The organism is Phyllobacterium sp. YR620, assembly GCF_900104165.1.
Classification (GTDB): domain Bacteria; phylum Pseudomonadota; class Alphaproteobacteria; order Rhizobiales; family Rhizobiaceae; genus Phyllobacterium; species Phyllobacterium pellucidum.
In genome coordinates, this window is record NZ_FNJP01000004.1 from 366,549 (window position 1) to 386,239 (window position 19,691).

Sequence of the window (19,691 nt, forward strand, 5' to 3'; positions counted from 1 at the left end):
GAGAATTTTTTATATTAGGATGGTGAATTAGGTTTCCAGTGCCCGCGTCGGGATGCGCACCGAGACAATGGTGCCGACGCCCTCGGTCGAACGGATCTTCAGCGCGCCGCCGTGAAGCTCCGTGAGCGAACGCGAGATGGCGAGGCCAAGTCCGGAGCCCGCATGCGACTTGGTGAACTGGTTTTCCACCTGCTCGAAGGGCTGGCCGATTTTCTTCAGCGCCGATTTCGGGATGCCGCAGCCCGTATCCTCCACTGTGAAGACTAACGCGCCAGAAACTTTGCGCGCACGCACCGCTATGCGCCCGCCCGTATCGGTGAATTTCACGGCGTTGGAGAGAAGATTGAGCAGCACCTGCTTGATCGCGCGGCGGTCGGCGTCGATCGTGACACTGTCGGCGATGCGCGTATCGACCTTGATGTCCTTCTCCTGCGCCTGCAGCGAGATGACCCGGACGGTCTCGTGGATGAGCGGGCAGAGATCGATTTCCTCGCGGTCGAGCGAGAAATGTCCCGCTTCGATCTTCGACATGTCGAGGATGTCGTTGATGACATTGAGCAGATAATTGCCGCTGGTGTGGATGTCGTGCACGTATTCGACATAGCGATCGGAGCCGAGTTCGCCGAAGGTACCCGAATGCATGATCTCGGAAAAGCCGATAATGGCGTTGAGCGGCGTGCGCAGTTCGTGTGACATGTTGGCGAGGAACTCGGATTTGGCGCGGTTGGCCGCCTCGGCACGTTCCTTTTCGACCACGTATTTGCTGTTGAGCTCCGTAAGCTCGAGCGTACGCTCGACTTCGGATTTGCGGGCGAGGCTGAGGTCGTGAATGGTCGCCATGAGGCGGCGCTCGCTGTCGACCAGCCGTTCCTCGTGCACCTTCAATTGAGTGATGTCTGTGCCGACTGAGACAAGCCCGCCATCCTGTGTCCGGCGCTCGTTAACTTGCAGCCAGCGTCCGTCGGCAAGCTGCCTTTCGAAGGTCAGCGCGCCGTTGCGACCATTCTCATTGGCCATGCGTTTTTCGAAGGCGACGGCGCGGATGCGCGGCTCCAGCTCGTCACGGCCGATACCGGGCAAAAGACACTCATTCGCAAGTCCCGAATACTCGTTGAACTTGCCGTTCGACATGACGAGCCGGTTGTCGGCGTCCCAGAGAACGAAGGTCTCGGAGATGCTTTCGATCGCTTCACGGATGCGCTGGTCGGCCTGCGCCGTCGCCTGGGCAAAGCGATGCTGCTCGCTCACATCCACGGCGACGCCAACGAGATGCAGGTCGCCTTCGCCCGCCACCTGGGCGCGCACCCGCATCCATACCCAATGGCCCTCGGCATGGCGCATGCGGAAGACGCGATCCATCTGGTTGATTTCGCCGGCCGCGACCTGCGAGGCGACATGATAGAGCTTGTCGTCGTCCGGATGGATGATCGACGAAATGTCGCCGAGCGAGAGGATCGCATCATGCGCCTCATAACCCAGCATTTCATACATGGAACGTGACCAGTAGACCCGCCCGCGTGCCATGTCCCAGTCCCACAAACCGCAACGCCCGCGGGCGAGGGCTGTATCGACCCGTGCCTGCGTGTGCTGGTAGAGCTCGTCTGCATCCTGGGCCCGCGCCGACTGGCTGAAATAGGCGTAGAGCACGATCAGCATGATCGTCGCTGTTCCTGCGAACATCGTCACATTGACTGAGACGGTGCGCCGCCACTCGGCAAAGACGTCCCCGACCGGCTGCATGGCGAAGACAGAATGCGCCGCATTGGCTGTTCGGCTATAGGCGGCAAAGGCAGGCGTTCCCTCGACCTTGACGGGCATGGTGCCGGCACGCTCGCCAAACAAGAACAGCGGCTGCCCCTCGGTGACGAAGGTTTCGAGATTGCGTTCGCGCCAGCGCTCGCCGCCTTCGGACGAGGCGATAATGCGCGCATCCGCATCGGCAATTGCAAACCACATGCCCTGAGGGATGAGGTCGCTGGCGCGGGTCTCGGCGATGATGTTCTGAAGATCGCCGCGGCCGAGTTTCTGGCCGCCGTTCATCCGATTGTCGATGATGCTCGCCATATGGATGGCAGCCATCGAAAGGGTAGCGCGGGCCGTCCGTTCGGCATCGTCGCGCCAGGCGAGCAGTGACATCGAGCGGATGACGGCGAGCACGATGAGAAAGACGACGATGAGCGGCGGAATGGCGCGGCGCAGGTAGGGTTCGGTGGCGAGAAGCTTGCCATAGGCGGGGTCAGCAAGAAGCTTTACGTGGCCCGAGAGCCGGTTGCGTCCCCGCGCAGTCGTCCGCTCCTTGGCGTAAACCTTCCCCGTCGGCGCGCGATACGCGTCCGCATTTGCCATTGAATGGCCCCCTCGAATTGTCGTTGTGTCCCGTGATTTGCTCCGGCACGCCGCACATCCGAAGCAGCTACAGTGAATCAAAACTGATTCTTTGTGTCTAGTCCCTTTATTAAATATTTATCAATAGTTTAGGCAATTCGAGGCCTCCGATGAACGACGGATCGTAACACCTTGAAATGACTCGAATTCCCTGATCGCAGGTTGCCGAGAGACCCGGCCTAAGCCAGCGTTCGCTCCACAATATCGCGAACATCCGCCGAAAGACCGCCGACTTTGGCGATATTTGCCAGCGCTTCGCGCGCATGTTCGCGTCGTACCGGCTCGAAGGAGCGCCAAGAGCGCATTGCCGTCAGCAGGCGCGCGGCAAGCTGCGGGTTCTTCTTTTCGATCGTCAGAATCGTTTCGGCAAAGAAGACATAGCCATTGCCATCAGCTCGGTTGAAACCGGTCTGGTTGCCGCTCGAAAATGCGCCGATGAGCGCACGCGCGCGGTTGGGGTTGTCGAGAGAGAACAGCTTGTGCTTCATCAGGCGCTGCACCCGCTGAAGCGCTCCGACGCCGGGTTGCATCGCCTGGACGATGAACCATTTGTCCATGACCAGCGCGTCATTGCCGAAGCGTTCCTCGAACGCCTTGAGCGCCTGGCTTGTCGCATCGCTGCCGCTGAAGCGCTGGACAAGCACATGCAACGCCGCTGCACGGTCCGACATGTTGTCGGCGCCGTTGAATTGAGCAGCCGCCCGCTTCGGATCCGCTTCCGCGACACTCAGATAATCGAGGAGGACGTTGCGCAGCGCACGCCGCCCCGCACTTGCGGCATCGGGCTGGAACGGCCCGTCATCGGCAAGTTGCTCGTAAATCTGGGTGAACTTTTCCTCATTGGCTTCGGCAACAGTCTTGATCAGCGCGTCGCGGCTCGCGAGGATCGCGTCGGGGTCGATATTGGCGCCGAGCTCGCGCGCAATATCGCTCTCGGATGGAACGCTCAGGCAAAGCGCGCGGAAAGCCTCGTCCAGTGCAACATTGGCCGCGATCTCCCCGAGAAGTTTGATCGATGAGCTTTCGATGGTCGCCGGCTTGCCGCCGCGAATACGTTTGGCGTTGCTGGTGAGCTTGCTGTTGAGAAGCTCGGTCAATGCCTGCCAGCGATTGACCTCGTCGCCATCGTTGCGTGCAAGAAAGATGAGGTCAGTCCGGGTCAGCTCACTCGTCATCGTCACCGGCGCGGAGAAGCCGCGCAGCAGCGATGGCACCGGGCGCTCGGCGATGCCCGAAAGGGTGAAACGTTCCTTGCGCTTGCGCAGATGGATCACGTCGCCATCAACGAGCCCGCCCTTCGCCGATCGCGGCTTGAGTTCGCGGCCCTTGGCACCGAGCAGGCCGAACTTGATGGGAATGTGCATCGGCTTCTTCGACGCCTGTCCGGGCGTCGGCTTCAGCGACTGTTCGATTTCGATCTCGAATGTCTTGGTTGCCTGGTCATAGTCGTAAGTGACGGCGAGATTGGGTGTTCCTGCCTGATCGTACCAGAGGCCGAACTGGCTGAGATCCTCGCCGGAGGCATCTTCGAAGACCTTGATGAAATCTTCAATGGTCGCTGCATCGCCGTCATGGCGTTCGAAATAAAGATCCATGCCCTTGCGAAAAAGGTCGGGTCCAAGGATCGTGCGGATCATGCGCACGACTTCCGAACCTTTTTCATAAACCGTCGAGGTGTAGAAATTGTTGATCTCGCGAAACTGGCGCGGGCGCACCGGATGGGCGAGGGGACCTGCGTCTTCCGGGAACTGATGCGCCTTGAGCGCCTTGACCTCGGCAATACGCTTGACCGGCCGCGAACGCATGTCGGCCGAAAACTCGTGATCGCGGTAGACGGTCAGACCTTCCTTGAGGCAAAGCTGGAACCAATCCCGGCAAGTGATTCTATTGCCTGTCCAATTGTGGAAATATTCGTGGGCGATGACGGCCTCGATGCCGGCATAGTCGGCGTCGGTGGCAGTCTCGGGATCGGCAAGGACATATTTGTCGTTGAAGACGTTGAGACCTTTGTTCTCCATCGCGCCCATGTTGAAATCGGAAACGGCGACGACGTTGAAGATGTCGAGATCGTATTCGCGGCCGAATGCCTCCTCGTCCCACTTCATCGAACGTTTCAGTGCGTCCATCGCATAAAGCGCGCGCGCTTCCTTGCCATGTTCGACATAGATGCCGAGATCGACATGGCGGCCGGAAGCCGTCGTGAAGCTGTCGGTGATGACGCCGAGATCGCCGGCGACGAGCGCAAAGAGATAGGCGGGCTTGGGATGCGGATCGTGCCAGACTGCAAAGTGGCGCCCGTCCGTAAGCGCTCCCTTATCCTTGGGGTTGCCGTTTGAAAGCAGGAGAGGCGCCTCGCTGGGCGCCGCTTCGATGCGGACCGTATAGACGGAAAGAAGGTCCGGCCGGTCGAGGAAATAGGTGATCCGGCGAAAGCCTTCAGCCTCGCACTGGGTGCAGTACACGCCGCTCGAGCGGTAGAGGCCGGTCAATTGCCGGTTGAGAGTAGGATTGATCTCCGTGGTAATTTCAAGCGTGAACCTGCCGCTTTCCGGCAGGCCGCGGATCTCGAGTCGCTCCGGCGAGGCCATGTAGGCATTGTCGCCGAGCGGGGCGCCGTCGATGCGGATATCGACGAGCTTGAGTTCGTCACCATCGAGAATGAGCGGTGCATCGGCGCCAACGCCGGCGCGGCGTTCGACGATGAGCTTCGATCTGACAATCGTGCGCTCCGGATCGAGCGTGAAATCCAGATGTGTTTCGGGAATGAGGAAATCGGTCGGCTTGTAGTCTTCCAGATGAAAAACCTTGCCGGTATCGGTACGCATAGTCGAAAAATCCTTTGTGTGGTGCCGGAACCTAGAGCAAGTTGCGTCGGTAGGAAACCCTGGGGGCAGCGATCACCCGATTGTTTGAGCGCCAAACGCAACGTGATCGGAATTCCATCTGGTGTGCCTGTGAAAACAAGCATATAGATATATCAGTTTCCAGTCCTCATCATATCGCTCGCCGCCTACCGCCAAGGAATTCCCGTTGTGACCACTATCGTTCACCCGCAAGAAGGTGAACCGCCCGTTGCAGACAAATTGCGTACGACCAATGCGATGCTCGGGATTGGTCTGAAAGTCGCCTCCGTCTGTGTCTTCGTCTGCATGTCGAGCCTGCTCAAGGCATCGGATGGCATTCCCGCCGGCCAGCTCGTCTTTTTCCGCTCCTTCTTCGCAATCTTTCCGGTCATTGCCTTTATCGCCTGGCAGGGACAGATGTCCGTCGCTTTCAAGACGAGCGAACCCTTCAGCCATTTCTGGCGCGGCTTCGTCGGCGTCAGCGCCATGAGCCTCAGTTTCTACGGCCTTACCAAACTGCCGCTGCCGGAATCGATTGCGATCTCTTACGCGACGCCGCTCCTGACCGTTGTCTGCAGCGCGATATTTCTGCGCGAGACGGTCCGCCTTTACCGCTGGTCGGCGGTATGCTTCGGGCTCGTTGGTGTCCTGATCATCCTTTGGCCGCGCATGTCCTTCTTTACCGGGGCGACGGAATTTGGCGGCGGCGAGGCGATCGGCGCGCTTGCCACGCTCGGCGGCGCCGGGCTTGCTGCCGTTGCCATGCTGCTCGTGCGCAAGCTCGTGCAGACGGAGCGTACACCCACAATCGTCGTCTATTTCTCGATCGCGTCGAGCCTTATCGCGCTCGTAAGTTTTCCATTCGGCTGGGTGTGGCCGACGGGCTTGCAGGCGACCTATCTGATCATGGCCGGGATCGCCGGCGGCGTCGCGCAGATCCTGCTGACTGAAAGCTACCGTCACGCCGACATGTCGACGATTGCGCCGTTCGAATACACATCCATGTTGCTCGGGATTACTATCGGCTATCTCCTCTTCGGTGATATCCCGACCGCCGAAATGATCACCGGCGCGGTCATCGTCATCAGTGCCGGCATCTTTATCATCTACCGCGAGCACCGGCTCGGCCTTGCCCGCGCAAGGGCTCGCAAGGCATCGACGCCGCAGGGTTGATTGCCCTACTGCTGCTCGCCCTGAGCCGCTTCGCTCAACGGGTGCAATTGCAAGGTTTCGGGCGTTTGCGGGCGGTCATGTGGGCGAATGGCGAAATCCGGACGCGTCGAGGGGGCCTGCGCGGCACGGCGCAGGCTGCGCCAAAACGCGTAGGATCCGTAGGCGGCGTAGGTAATCGCCATCGTCACGAAGAATCCGGACGGGCCATTCAAGTCCATGAGCCGGCCCGCGATCTGCGGCCCGATCATGCTGCCAACACCGTAGACAATGAGCAGTCCGCTTGACACCTTGACGAATTCGCTCGGCTCGGCGAAGTCGTTGGCATGGGCCACGTTCAGCGAATAGATGGGGAAGAGCACGGTGCCGAAAGCGAACATCAGCGTATAGATGACCCATGGGGTCGTTGGCTGCAGCAGGATCATCGTCAAGGATATGGCGACACCGCCAATCCCGGCGACGACCATGACGTAGCGACGGTCGATGAAATCCGACATGCGGCCGATGGGGTACTGGAAAATCGCCCCGCCGATCATCGATGTGGCAATCATCGTGGCGATGCCGAAGGTGGAAAGCCCGATATCGCGGCCGTAGACCGCCGACAAGAAATTCCATGCACCCGCGATGATACCGGCAAGCAGCGAGCCGACCAGCGCCGCAGGCGACTTGCGAAAGAGGCCGGGCAAATCCAGCGAGACCTGAGTGAGCGGACGCGGCGACTGCGCATTGGAAAGGCCCGTCGGTATGAGGGCAGCGGCGTAGATAAGGGCCCCGATCATGAACAGCGCCTGTGTCATGGGATTGCCGAATGGCAGGATATATTGGCCGGCAAGGAGGCCGATCATCGACACGATCATATAGATCGAGAACACCATGCCGCGCGTCGAATTGGTGACGCGCTCGTTGAGCCAGCTCTCGATGACCATGTAGCTCCCCGCGAGCGAAAAACCGGCCAGGGCGCGAAAAACGGTCCAGGCCCAGGGATCGACGATCAAACCATGCAGGAGCATCGACATGCTGAGCAGCGTCAGGAGAACTGCGAAGACCCGGACATGGCCGACACGCCGCACAAGTCGTGGCACGACGATGCAGCCTCCGGTGAAGGCAAGCGCGTAACCGGTTCCGAGCCAGCCGATCGTCGTAGGCGACCAGCCCTCCATGCCGGCGCGCAGCGGCAACAGAATTCCCGCGAGGCCCCCCGCCGTCAGCATCAGAAACGTGCTGGTCAATAGCGCCGTAATCGGCAAGAGCTGGAGAAACATCGAAGGATCCTGCGTGTCAGCCTGGAAAGCTACAAGTTTCGTTCGGTCCGCAAGCCGATAATTACGACACTGCCTTTCCAGTTTTGCGCCAAGCCATTGGATTATTCGGCCAGGCTGCGCAACCGCATTTTGACATTGAGGAAATCGCGCCAGGCAAAGCGCTTCTGCGCCGGGTTGCGCAGGAGATAGGCCGGGTGAAGCGTTGGCATCACCGGTATCTCGATGCCGGACGGCGTGAGATGGGTCTTCCAATTGCCGCGCAGCCGCAAAATGCCCTCGCTGGCATTGGTCAATGCCTTGGCAGCAGGGCCGCCGAGTGCCACCAAAATCTTTGGGTTGGCGAGTTCCACCTGGCGCTCGAAGAACGGACGGCAGATTTCCGTTTCGAGCGGCGTCGGCGTCCGGTTGCCCGGTGGCCGCCAAGGGATTGTATTGGCGATATAGACACTGCTGCGATCAAGGCCGATGGCGGCAAACATGCGGTCAAGCAATTGCCCGGAGCGGCCGATGAAGGGCACGCCCTCCAGATCCTCTTCGCGCCCGGGCGCCTCGCCTACGAACATGACGGGTGCGGCTGGATTGCCGTCGGAAAAGACGAGGTTCTTGGCTGTGAACTTCAGGTTGCACCCGTCGAAGGCGCCGAGCTGCTCGCGCAGTTCTTCGAGCGAGCCTGCCCCTAATGCAAGCTGGCGCGCCATTGCGATCTTCGCGTCGTCAGGCACGGACGCCTTGGCGAGCGCCGGCGCGGCTACATTGGCTTGAGGGCGTTCAGGGGCCGGCGCGGATGCGGACTTCGCAGGAGGGGAATTGGGCGCGACTGACGAGGCACGCTTCGCCTCGATCTGCGAAAACCTGTCGACGGGCACATCCTCGAGCGGCGTGTCGACACCGGCCTCGGCATAAAAGTGCAAGAGCTCGCGCAGGTTGGGCAATGGGCAATCCTTTTACTCTGAAGTCGCAAATTGTGCGGGCGATTGCAAGTTCAAGAGGATGGAATGCGCGGGTCCTGCACCAGATAGAACACACGCTTCGGCGTAAAATCAGCGATTGGAAACTGGAACGTAGCATTCTGGCCGGGATCGAGTTTGCCGCCACTGAACACGAGGCGGTCGTATGGCTCAAAATCGTCGCTGTAATGCGCAAAGCCCCGCGACTTTACGAGGTCGGTCTTGTCGCCCGGTTGATAGAACGACAGGCCGTCGCCATAGTCGCTCGGCACGTTCAGCTGCTCCTGCAGTTCGAATTCGAACTCGATCCACGGATGGCCGCTGCCGTTGATCGCCCGAACCTGCAAGTAGAAGAGAATGCCGGCATCCTCGCTGGGATTTGCAAGAGCGACCCTGTCGGTTCGGATGACAAGGGTTGTCGGCGTTGCGGAAGGAAACTCCTCGGTGAGGATGATGGGGTCTTTCAGCGTACCCGTTCCGCTGATCGACCGGATCGTAAAGCCGCCGAGTTCGTCGGAAAATGAATAAGGCCCCGCCACCCAAAGTTCGGGTTCCTCGGCTGCGATTGCAGTGGAAACGGCGGCGGCGAACAGCAAAGCGGCGGCGAGGAGGCCTTTGAGCATCCATATTGCCCGGGGTCGTGTCATCCGGTCTCCAATCATCAAACGATGGGCACCAGCTTCGGCTATGTTCGTGGCTAAGTATGAACGAATTGCCGCATCGCGCAACTGTCACAGGGCGGCAGTTGATTGACGTTTACGTCAAGGTAAATTATGAATCGCCGCGCTCGTCGTAACATGAGGGCAATTGGCCGCATCTGGAATGCTTTCTAGGCACTGTCTTGCGGCTATTGTTGCGTTACAAATCGGAAAAACACGGGCAGGAATCGTGTTACGGGGCACATACCAGGTATTCAGGAGGAAAGCATGAGCGAGACACCAGAACTTCCAGAGCGCGAGAGCATGGAGTTTGATGTCGTGATCGTCGGGGGCGGACCGTCGGGCCTCTCGGCTGCCATCAGGCTCAAGCAGATCAATCCTGAACTTTCCGTCGTCGTTCTCGAAAAGGGCGGCGAGATCGGAGCCCATATCCTTTCCGGCGCCGTCGTCGATCCCATCGGCATAGACAAACTGCTGCCCGGCTGGCGCGACGAGGAGGGCCACCCCTTCAAGACGCCAGTAACGGCCGATCATTTCCTGGTGCTGGGACATTCGGGCTCTATCCGCCTGCCCAATTTCGCCATGCCGCCGCTGATGAACAATCATGGCAATTTCATCGTTTCGCTCGGCAATGTCTGCCGCTGGCTCGGCACCAAGGCGGAAGAACTCGGCGTTGAAATCTATCCCGGGTTCGCCGGCACTGAGGTTCTTTACGATGATAACGGCGCAGTCATCGGCGTAGCCACCGGCGACATGGGCATTGAAAAAGATGGCACGCATGGTCCCGCCTATACGCGCGGCATGGCTCTTCTTGGCAAGTATGTCCTCATCGCCGAAGGGGCGCGCGGGTCGCTCGCCAAAGTGTTGATCAACAATTTCAAGCTCAGCGAGGGCAAGGAGCCGGCGAAGTACGGCATCGGTCTGAAGGAACTCTGGCAAGTCGATCCCTCCAAGCACAAGCTCGGGCTCGTGCAGCACTCCTTCGGCTGGCCGCTCGACATGAAGACGGGGGGCGGCTCGTTCCTCTATCACCTTGAGGACAATACCGTCGCCGTCGGCTTCGTCATGCACCTCAACTACAAGAATCCCTACCTGTCGCCCTTCGAGGAATTCCAGCGTTTCAAGACGCATCCGGCCATTCGCGGTACGTTTGAAGGCGGCAAACGCCTTTCCTATGGTGCGCGCGCCATCACCGAGGGCGGCTGGCAATCGGTGCCGAAACTGTCGTTCCCGGGCGGCGCGCTGATTGGTTGCTCGGCAGGCTTTGTCAATGTTCCGCGTATCAAGGGCTCCCATAACGCCATGCTGTCCGGCATGCTGGCAGCCGAGCATGTCGCCGAGGCGCTTGCGGCAGGCCGCGCCAATGATGAACTTATCGCTTACGAGAATGCCTGGCGCTCCAGTGAAATCGGCAAGGACCTGAAGCGCGTGCGCAACGTCAAGCCGATGTGGTCCAAGCTCGGCACCATTGGCGGCGTCATGCTCGGCGGTCTCGACATGTGGCTCAACACGATCTTTGGCGGCTGGTCGCCGTTCGGAACCTGGAAGCACGGCAAGACCGACGCTGCCTCGCTCGAGCCCGCGAGCAAATACACCCCGGTCGCCTACCCGAAGCCGGATGGCATTCTCACATTTGACCGCCTTTCGTCAGTGTTCCTGTCGAACACCAACCACGAGGAGAACGAGCCGGTTCACCTCATCGTCAAGGACCCCGCGCTGCAGAAGTCTTCGGAACATGATGTCTTTGCCGGGCCATCGACCCGATATTGCCCGGCGGGTGTATATGAGTGGGTCGAGGAGGCGTCGGGTCCGAAATTCGTCATAAACGCCCAGAACTGCGTTCACTGCAAAACCTGCGATATCAAAGACCCCAATCAGAATATCAATTGGGTGCCGCCGCAGGGCGGCGAGGGGCCCGTCTATACGAACATGTAGTTCTCAAAGCCCGGCCATCGTGCCGGGCTCCTGATTGCGGAGCATGACGGTCTGCTCGTCCGGTCCATTGTCATCCACGCCGTCTATTGAAAATCGCAGCAGCAGCGGCAGATGGTCGGAGCCGACCGGCTGAAGCGAATCCACCGATTTTGCCGCGATGCGCTCTGATACCAGCACATGGTCGATCGGCAAGCCGATCCAGTGCGCGGCATGGGCAAAAGTGCCGTTGATCAGCCAACTTGGACGCAAGCCGTCGACTGGATGCGTGTTGCTGGCGTCGAGGAGGTTCCTGATGGTCTGGCTCCACGGTGCAGCGTTGAAATCACCGGCAAGGATCATCGGACCGCCAAGGCGCACGAGATAGGGCTGCATCTCCTCGACATTTTCCGCCTGCTCGAAAGGCCAGGGCCAGCCAAGGTGCACGGAGGCTATGAGTGCGCTGCGCCCGCCGAAATCGATGCGCGCCAGCGCCATCAAACTGTTTCCAACGCATTGCGGTGTCGTACCGAGCGCGAAAGGCCGCCGCGAAAGGATGGCAACGCCGCCGACGCGCTTCGTGCTTGGGCAGACGATCTTGTGAGGATATCGTCCTTCAACAGCTTTGAGTCGGGATCGCCAGTCGTCGGATACCTCTTGCAAGGTGATGACATCGGGCGTTTCGCGCGCGATCGTTCGAATGACTTCCGACTGATTGCGATTGTCGTAGCGAAGGTTGAGCTGCATCAGCTTGAATTCGGGCAGCCCGACATTCGATGCGGGCTCTTTTCCGCCTTCCGCCGAAGGAGCAGGTGTGGGGATCAACACCGTCCCCAGCGCCGTCAGCGCGAAGACGATCGACATCAGCCCCTCGCGCCATAGCCCAAGGATGAGTGCAGGAATTGCCGAGATGGCCATCAGTACGGCGAGATGCATGCGAAAATGCGCAAAGGCATCGAAGAGCGGATGCGCCGATCCAAAAAAGCCAAGAACCAGCGGCACCGAGATCAGGCTCGGTATGAGGACTGCAGCGAGCCTGAGCCGCGAATGCGATGATGGAGTCGTCATTGGACGCATTAAACCGGCAATTGCGACGCAATCAAGATGATGACTCCAAGAGGGTGTTACGTCCGTGCCTGCAATCGGTGTCAACTTTTTCGCGCAGCATTTGCAACCCTGAATTCGTTGCCGCGCGGCCCCTTTCCCGCGATGTTTTGCACTGTTCGCAGGCAAAGCAGCAGGCACCACGCCAGCCGGTGCATCGGGAAGATTGGCTCCCCGACTGAGGCAACAGCCTTGCTGTCAAACTTGGAGGTGAAGTTATGTGGTTCAGACCACTTAGCATCACTCTGGAAGTGAAAAGAACCCGGACAGGCTGGCAAGTCTGTGTCCGGGTTCATTTTACATAACCAGAGAAAGGGGACGGGCGAAAGTCCGTTCCCACTCCAAAAACAGTATAGCATCCTCTGCTCGGTTTCCAAGATGCAGCGCGTTGGACTTTCGGCGCACGGGAATCGCATTGGGTCTTTCACTGCATCATTCGCGAAGCTAGATATCCATGAGCCAACTGGTATAGTCGAACCGGAGCACTTAATGACCGTCAAGCGCATCGTCGCCAATCTCGCTGTTTCCGATCCTGCCGCCGTTCGGGCATTTTATGAAGATTTGCTCGGTCTAAATGTGGTCATGGATCATGGCTGGATCCTGACCTTCGCGTCCGACGCTACGACCAGACCTGAGCTCAGTATTGCCAGCGTAGGCGGTTCAGGAACGCCCGTGCCCGACCTTTCCATCGAGGTCGATGATGTCGATGCTCTCTATGCGCGGGCGGTGGCGGCAGGCTACGAGATCACCTATGGCATCGCAGACGAGCCGTGGGGCGTGCGTCGCTTCTACGTACGCGATCCGTCGGGCAGGATCGTCAACATTCTCGCGCATGCTTGAAGATCAAAGCAACTTTGCCAGATTGCTGAGAAGGCGATCATGTTCGTCATTGCCGAGAAGCGCCTGAATGTCCTTATGCGTGCTGGTCCATACCGGCAAAACGTGGGACAGGAGCTTGCTCCCGGCCGGCGTGAGCGCCAATAATCGGCTGCGCTTGTCCGCAGGGTCGATCTCCACTTTCACGAGGCCGCGACGCTCCAAAGGTTTCAGCGCTGCGGTCAGTGTGGTGCGGTCCATGGCAAGGAGCGATGCCACCGAACGCAGGTTCGGCGGCTGCGGACGATTCAGCGACATGAGCAAGGAGAACTGCCCGTTGGTGACATCGTAGGGGCGCATCGCCTCGTCGAAGCGACGGGCAAGGGCGCGCGCCGTCCGCTGCACGGCAAGACACATGCAGGTATCACGGACATAGAGGGTGGTTTCGAAAGGAACGGAAATCGGCTTTGACATGGCCTATATATGTTGATATCAACCTAAATGTCAATATTTAATCACGAGATCCCGATATAGTCCGGCCCATCATGGAGGAGGTACTAACATGACCACACCCGGCAATTTCATTTGGTATGAATTAATGACCACCGACGCCGAGGCGGCAGAGGCTTTCTATAGCGATGTCGTCGGCTGGGACCCAAAGGATTCCGGACATCCCGACATGCGCTATACGTTGCTTAACCTGGGCGCCGCGCCAGTGGCAGGCCTGATGACGATACCGGACGACTGCGGCCCGGACATGAAGCCAGCGTGGACTGGCTATATCTGGGCGCAGGACGTCGATGCGAAGGCGAAGGAAGTCGAGCAACTCGGCGGCAAGGTCTATCGCGCGCCGGCGGATATCCCCAATGTTGGCCGCTTTGCAGTTGTCGCCGACCCGCAGGGCGCAACGTTTCAGCTATTTGCGCCAAGCATGACGGATCAGGGCGATATGCCGAAACCGCCAACGCAGGGCACGATCGGCTGGCATGAGCTTAACACCGAGAACTGGCAGGGCGCGTTCGACTTCTATTCGAAACTCTTCGGCTGGACCAAGGACCAGGCGATTGATATGGGCGATATGGGCACTTACCAGCTCTTCGCCGCCGGTGCCGAAGCTGTCGGCGGGATGATGAACCGGATGGACAAGTCGGTCCCGCCAATGTGGAATTTCTATTTCTGCGTCGACAACATCGATGCGGCGCAGGAACGGGTGACGAGCAAGGGCGGCAAGGTCCTGTTCGGGCCGCAGGAGGTACCGGGCGGCGCCTTTATCCTCCAATGCCTTGATCCGCAGGGCGCGATGTTCTGCCTGGTAGGCATGCGCAGCTGAGCCAGATCGCTTGAGGTGCTACTGAAATGCCATCTCGTAGAAACTGCGCAGCTTGCGCGAGTGCAGTTTCTCGGGTGGCATTTCAGCCAGCTTCTCCAGCGCGCGAATGCCGATCTGCAAATGTTGGGCCACCTGGCGCTTGTAGAACTCCGTCGCCATGCCCGGCAGCTTGAGTTCGCCATGCAGCGGCTTGTCGGAAACACAGAGCAGCGTGCCGTAAGGAACGCGGAAGCGGAAGCCATTCGCAGCGATCGTCGCCGATTCCATATCGAGCGCAATGGCCCGCGACTGTGACAGGCGTTTCACCGGACCGCGCTGGTCGCGCAATTCCCAATTGCGGTTGTCGATCGTCGCCACCGTGCCGGTGCGCATGATGCGCTTCAGATCATAGCCCTCCAGCCCGGTAATTTCGGCGACAGCCTGTTCCAGCGCCACCTGAACTTCGGCAAGGGCAGGGATCGGCACCCATACGGGCAGATCATCGTCAAGCACATGGTCTTCGCGCACATAGGCATGGGCCAGCACATAGTCTCCGAGCGCCTGCGTATTGCGCAGGCCCGCACAATGCCCGAGCATCAGCCATGCATGCGGACGCAAGACCGCGATGTGGTCTGTGATCGTCTTCGCATTGGAGGGGCCGACGCCGATATTGACCATGGTGATTCCCGAACCATTGCGGCGTTCGAGGTGATATGCCGGCATTTGCGGCATGCGGCCTGCCGGAACGCCCGACGTCGGCGCGCTGCTGCCTGCCTCGGTGATCAGGTTGCCAGGCTCGATGAAACGCTCATAGCCGCCACCGCCGGCTGCCATGAGCTTGCGCGCCCACACGCAGAACTCATCGATATAGAACTGATAGTTGGTAAACAGCACATAGTTCTGGAAATGCACCGGATGCGTGGCCGTATAGTGCGACAGCCGGTGCAGGGAATAATCGACGCGCTGTGCCGTGAAAGGCGAGAGCGGCATGATGCCGTCGAGGTCGTCCGCCTCGTATTCGCCATTGACGATGCGGTCGTCGGTTGCATTGAGGTCCGGCACATCGAATAGATCGCGCAGCGGCCGGGTGAACGCATCGGCGATCGAGGATTCGACATGCGTTCCTTCGAGGAAGGCGAAGTGGATCGGGATGGGCGTCGTCGATTCCTGCACTGTCACCGGTCCGCCGTGGTTGCGGATCAAGAGCTTTATCTGTTCCTCGAGGTAACTTGCAAAGAGGTCCGGGCGGGTAATGGTCGCCGCATACTGGCCGGGCGAAGACACATGGCCGAAGGCAAGGCGCGAGTCGATCTGCGCATAGCTTGACGTGGAAAGCTGCACCTCGGGGTAAAAGGCGCGGAAATGCAGCGTGTCCTTGGCTTCGCCTTTCGCGACCTTGTCAAAGGCATCGCGCAGGAATTGCGTATTGCGCTCATAGATCCGGCGAAGCGCCTCGACAGCCGCATGCTCATCCATGAACTCTTCGGGGTCAACATGCGGCGGCATGCTGATCGTGACAGGCTTTCTTGTTCCGATTCGTTTATCCATCCCCGCAATATAGTCGCTCCGGGTGACAGTTGAAATGCACCTGTCTCAAACGCGCTGCAAGGCAACGAGGAGTACGAGCCCAACGCCGCCATTGGATGGCGAACGGCTTTCATAGCTTGCCGCAAAGGCGATGACCGGCCCGACGAGGATCGCCGAAAAGACAAGCGCCCGCAGGAAAATCAGCGAAAAGTTTGCTGTCGACCGCATCATGTCCCGGAATCTCCTCGGCCCGCTTCGGCACCCATCGTATCGAGCGCAAATTAGGCGAGGCGTGCTGAACCAAAGCTGAGACCGCTGTTCATCTGGCGTTCAACGGAATTGCATGGGCCATCTTGCGCGCGGCCATGGAAGTTCTATTTCTCTTGAACATTCCCCCACGCATGGAGACTGCGATGACCTCCCAAACCAAACCGATCGAACTCTATTACTGGCCGACGCCCAACGGCTGGAAAATATCCATCATGCTCGAGGAGCTCGGCGTTCCCTACGATCTGAAACTTGTCAACATCGGCAAGGGTGAACAGTTCGAGCCTTCTTTCCTGAAGATCGCCCCCAACAACCGTATGCCGGCCATCATCGACCCAGAGGGACCGGGCGGAAAGCCAATCTCGGTATTCGAATCCGGCGCGATCCTGCAATATCTCGGCCGGAAATTCGGAAATTTCTATCCGCAGGAGGAACGCAGCCGCGTCGCGGTTGAAGAATGGCTGTTCTGGCAGGTTGGCGGTCTCGGCCCGATGGCCGGCCAGGCGCATCATTTCCGTCAATATGCCCCCGAGAAGATCGAATATGCGGTCAATCGCTATACCAACGAAGTAAACCGCCTCTATGGCGTGATGAACCGACGGCTTGCCGAGCATGACTATCTTGCCGGTGATTATTCCATCGCCGACATGGCTGCCTATGGCTGGGTCGTGCCGCATGCCAATCAGGGTCAGGATTTGAACGAGTTTCCAAATCTGAAGCGCTGGTTCGAAGCGATCGGTGCGCGGCCGGCCGTGCAGCGGGGGCTCGAACTCGGCAAAGAAGAGCGGCGCAATCTCGCCGACGACGAGGAAGCCAAGAAGGTGCTCTTCGGCCAGCGGGCCCGCTGAACCCTGCACAAATTGAAGCCCTGACGGGGCAGGGCTTCAATTCAGCCCGTGGAAGAGATACCACGCCATGCCGGCCAATGACGTGGCAAGAAGTGTCGGCAACATTCCCCATCTCAGCCAGAAAATGGCGGCGATCGCGCTGGCGGTCAGCGCGACGGAAGCGAGGTTGACAGAAGAGAGCACCGGCACGTCGATCGTGATGCCCAATGCCTCCCAGCGAACGATGCTGGTGAACATCACGTGAAGCGCGAACCACACGGCAAGATTGGTGATCACGCCGACGATGGCGGCGGTAATCGCGGTCATCGCTCCTGTCAGCGCCCGGTTGTTGCGAAGGCGCTCTATGAAGGGAGCCCCAAGGAAAATCCACAGAAAACACGGCACGAACGTCACCCATGTCGTCAGGATCGAAGCGAGCACGGCTGCCGTGAGCGGCGGCAACGAGCCGGGCGCTCGATAGGCGCCGAGGAAACCGACGAACTGTACCACCATGATCAGCGGTCCCGGCGTCGTCTCCGCCATGCCAAGCCCGTCCAGCATTTCCCCGGGCTGCAGCCATCCATAATGCTGGACCGCCTGCTGGGCGACGTATGAGAGAACCGCGTAGGCGCCGCCGAACGTTACCATCGCCATTTTACTGAAGAAAATGCCGATTTGGCTGAACACATTGTCCGGTCCGAGAGCGAGGACTATGGCACCGACCGGCGCAAGCCAAAGAACGAGAAGGACGGCGCCTATCTTCAGCGACCAGGCGAGATTTGGCCTGGCGTGTTCGGGCGTGTCTTCGCCGAGCGCCGAGTCCCTGTCCGCAAGACCGGAGGCCGCATCGCCATGACCTCCGCCTAATTGAAACAGCGTCGATCCGGTTTTTCCTCCGATGAAGCCGATCAATGCCGCGATGAGAACGATGAGTGGAAAAGGCACGTGCAGGACGAAAATTGCCACGAAAGCGGCAATGGCGATTGACAACATGACCCAATTCTTGAGCGCGCGCCCGCCAATCCGCACCACCGCCTGCAGCACGATGGCAAGCACGGCTGCTTTGAGGCCGAAGAACAGCCCCGCCACCATCCCGACATTGCCAAACAGGACGTAGATAATGCTGAGGCCGAGGATCGACAGAAAGCCGGGAAGGACAAACAGCGTGCCGGCAACAAGTCCGCCTTTGGTCCGGTGCAGCAGCCAGCCAATATAGATCGCCAGCTGTTGCGCCTCGGGTCCGGGCAAGAGCATGCAATAATTGAGGGCATGCAGAAACCTGTTCTCGCCGATCCAGCGCTTCTCATCGACCAGAATGCGATGCATCACCGCGATTTGCCCGGCGGGCCCGCCGAAGCTCAATGATGCGACACGCATCCAGACGCGCAGGGCTTCGCTGAACGAGATGTCATTGCCCGTTCGCCCTTGGGATACGGCGTTCACGCCATCGGGTGCTGAAACGGTCAATTCATGCACCAAGCTTGCGATTAGGCCAGTTATGCGTTTCGCCCGTCGCATCACGGCACCAGCGATAGAATGCGTCGTAGAGCGTCATGCCAGCTTCCAACTGTGCCAGATCGTCAGAATACATCCGCGACAGGCCGAGCGATGCGGCAAGCAATCCCGGTGCCTCGGGTGCAAGGTCCGGCCGGGCGGTATCCGCACCGCGCACAATCGTTGCAAGGCGCGTCAACGGTGCTGACGTCAAGCCGAATTCCTCAATCATCACGTCGAACGTGCAAAGTTCGCCGCGATGGCTCCAGAACACGTCTTCGATATCAAAGGGCGTCGCGCCGAAACGCTCGGCGACCGCCTCGACCTCCGCAGGCGTGACGAACAGGAACACGGCATCAGGGTCGACAAACCGCCGGATCAGCCAGGGACAGGCAATCCTGTCGATCTTCGGCCGAGCCCGCGTGACCCAGATTGTTCGTCCATTCGGGTCTGCCGTCGGCAGTCGCAACACGCGAACCAGCGGCAGAGATGCCGTCACCCACGCCTCGTAACCGCCGTCGAGCGATTCGGCCGGCACGCCGTGATAGCGCAGCAGCGCCGCGGTCCCCTCGCTGAGCTTCCTGCCTTGCTGGCAGATGACGATCGCCCGTTTGCCGACGAGTTCATCGCGCCAGGTTTCGATTGCCGCATATGAACGGCGGCGTGAGCCGGGAATCAATCGCTCATCGAGGGCAAAGTCCTCGTCCGTACGGACGTCGATAAGGACAGGGCATGCCGGCGTTCCGATAAGCCGTGCCAGTTTTTCGTGTGAAATTCGTGTCGTCGAAGACATTTCGCGTCCCTCCGCTAAAGTGGGGTTGTTGGACGCGATACTTGGGCATGACGCCTCGTGGGGAGATCGCAATCCCCATAAGGTTATGATTGTCACGAAACAGGATTATGTCAACAAGAGCGAAGGCGGGGAGCTGTCCCGGCGGGCACTCAGCTAAGAGGCTCTGCAAACTCGTCTCAACCAACTCGTGTAGCAAATTCACTTCCGACACCAAGGCTTAAAGTCCTTAGCCAACACGGCGCTGCAAGCTCGCTGCCGTTGACAAGGCTCGGCAAACTCGTCTCAATCAACGTGCATAGCCAATTCACTTCAGCCATCAAGGCTCAAAGTCCTGAGCCAACACGGCGCTGCAAGCTCGCTGCCGCTGCGAAGGCTCG

16 protein-coding genes are annotated in these 19,691 nt (G+C 59.5%); 5 read left to right on the forward strand and 11 right to left on the reverse strand.

Going from position 1 to position 19,691, the window contains the following annotated elements:
- Positions 1-27: 27 nt before the first annotated feature.
- Entirely contained in the window at positions 28-2,346 is a 2,319-nt protein-coding gene (locus BLR72_RS15980; protein ID WP_091950174.1) for a PAS domain-containing sensor histidine kinase, read from the reverse strand.
- 218 nt (positions 2,347-2,564) lie between these two features.
- On the reverse strand, positions 2,565-5,210 hold the full coding sequence (gene pepN, locus BLR72_RS15985) for an aminopeptidase N (RefSeq protein WP_091950175.1): 2,646 nt from the start codon (positions 5,208-5,210) through the stop codon (positions 2,565-2,567).
- A gap of 276 nt (positions 5,211-5,486) precedes the next feature.
- Between pepN and BLR72_RS15990 the strand changes: the two genes are divergently transcribed.
- On the forward strand, positions 5,487-6,401 hold the full coding sequence (locus tag BLR72_RS15990; RefSeq protein ID WP_091950308.1) for a DMT family transporter: 915 nt from the start codon (positions 5,487-5,489) through the stop codon (positions 6,399-6,401).
- Positions 6,402-6,406: 5 nt separating this feature from the next.
- Here the strand turns inward: BLR72_RS15990 and BLR72_RS15995 are convergent, their stop codons facing one another.
- From BLR72_RS15995 to BLR72_RS16005, 3 genes are all read right to left on the reverse strand, one after another.
- Positions 6,407-7,660, reverse strand: a complete 1,254-nt coding sequence (locus BLR72_RS15995; RefSeq protein WP_091950177.1) for an MFS transporter — start codon at positions 7,658-7,660, stop codon at positions 6,407-6,409.
- Between the two features lie 101 nt (positions 7,661-7,761).
- Positions 7,762-8,592, reverse strand: coding sequence for a uracil-DNA glycosylase (locus BLR72_RS16000; protein WP_091950179.1), 831 nt, complete (start codon positions 8,590-8,592; stop codon positions 7,762-7,764).
- Positions 8,593-8,642: 50 nt separating this feature from the next.
- Positions 8,643-9,254 carry a hypothetical protein gene (locus BLR72_RS16005; RefSeq protein ID WP_244506723.1) on the reverse strand — a complete coding sequence of 204 codons (612 nt, stop codon included), beginning with the start codon at positions 9,252-9,254 and terminating at the stop codon, positions 8,643-8,645.
- Positions 9,255-9,533: 279 nt separating this feature from the next.
- On the opposite strand from BLR72_RS16005, the gene BLR72_RS16010 reads away from it, so the two are divergent.
- Complete coding sequence (locus BLR72_RS16010; protein WP_091950181.1) at positions 9,534-11,201, forward strand: electron transfer flavoprotein-ubiquinone oxidoreductase; 1,668 nt, start codon at positions 9,534-9,536, stop codon at positions 11,199-11,201.
- A 3-nt stretch (positions 11,202-11,204) separates the two neighbouring features.
- On the opposite strand, the gene BLR72_RS16015 is transcribed toward BLR72_RS16010, so the two are convergent.
- Positions 11,205-12,245, reverse strand: a complete 1,041-nt coding sequence (locus BLR72_RS16015; protein WP_175492377.1) for an endonuclease/exonuclease/phosphatase family protein — start codon at positions 12,243-12,245, stop codon at positions 11,205-11,207.
- A 525-nt stretch (positions 12,246-12,770) separates the two neighbouring features.
- Here BLR72_RS16015 and BLR72_RS16020 point away from each other — a divergent pair.
- The gene (locus BLR72_RS16020; protein ID WP_091950185.1) at positions 12,771-13,121 is read left to right on the forward strand and encodes a VOC family protein; all 351 of its coding nucleotides are present in this window, start codon (positions 12,771-12,773) and stop codon (positions 13,119-13,121) included.
- Positions 13,122-13,124: 3 nt separating this feature from the next.
- Here the strand turns inward: BLR72_RS16020 and BLR72_RS16025 are convergent, their stop codons facing one another.
- Positions 13,125-13,571: a MarR family winged helix-turn-helix transcriptional regulator gene (locus tag BLR72_RS16025; RefSeq protein ID WP_091950187.1), complete on the reverse strand. Its 447-nt coding sequence runs from the start codon at positions 13,569-13,571 to the stop codon at positions 13,125-13,127.
- A gap of 88 nt (positions 13,572-13,659) precedes the next feature.
- On the opposite strand from BLR72_RS16025, the gene BLR72_RS16030 reads away from it, so the two are divergent.
- Positions 13,660-14,427 (forward strand): VOC family protein, encoded by a 768-nt coding sequence (locus BLR72_RS16030; protein WP_091950189.1) that lies wholly within the window; start codon positions 13,660-13,662, stop codon positions 14,425-14,427.
- Positions 14,428-14,445: 18 nt separating this feature from the next.
- Here the strand turns inward: BLR72_RS16030 and BLR72_RS16035 are convergent, their stop codons facing one another.
- Both BLR72_RS16035 and BLR72_RS22520 read right to left on the reverse strand, forming a co-directional pair.
- Positions 14,446-15,954: an AMP nucleosidase gene (locus BLR72_RS16035; RefSeq protein WP_091950191.1), complete on the reverse strand. Its 1,509-nt coding sequence runs from the start codon at positions 15,952-15,954 to the stop codon at positions 14,446-14,448.
- 45 nt (positions 15,955-15,999) lie between these two features.
- The gene (locus BLR72_RS22520) at positions 16,000-16,164 is read right to left on the reverse strand and encodes a hypothetical protein (protein ID WP_153667852.1); all 165 of its coding nucleotides are present in this window, start codon (positions 16,162-16,164) and stop codon (positions 16,000-16,002) included.
- Between the two features lie 182 nt (positions 16,165-16,346).
- Here BLR72_RS22520 and BLR72_RS16040 point away from each other — a divergent pair, with 182 nt between their 5' ends.
- The gene (locus BLR72_RS16040; protein ID WP_091950310.1) at positions 16,347-17,048 is read left to right on the forward strand and encodes a glutathione S-transferase N-terminal domain-containing protein; all 702 of its coding nucleotides are present in this window, start codon (positions 16,347-16,349) and stop codon (positions 17,046-17,048) included.
- A 36-nt stretch (positions 17,049-17,084) separates the two neighbouring features.
- Here the strand turns inward: BLR72_RS16040 and chrA are convergent, their stop codons facing one another.
- Together chrA and BLR72_RS16050 are read right to left on the reverse strand one after the other, a co-directional pair.
- The gene (gene chrA, locus BLR72_RS16045; RefSeq protein WP_244506732.1) at positions 17,085-18,470 is read right to left on the reverse strand and encodes a chromate efflux transporter; all 1,386 of its coding nucleotides are present in this window, start codon (positions 18,468-18,470) and stop codon (positions 17,085-17,087) included.
- A gap of 25 nt (positions 18,471-18,495) precedes the next feature.
- Complete coding sequence (locus tag BLR72_RS16050; protein WP_091950195.1) at positions 18,496-19,314, reverse strand: chromate resistance protein ChrB domain-containing protein; 819 nt, start codon at positions 19,312-19,314, stop codon at positions 18,496-18,498.
- Between the last annotated feature and the right edge of the window lie 377 nt (positions 19,315-19,691).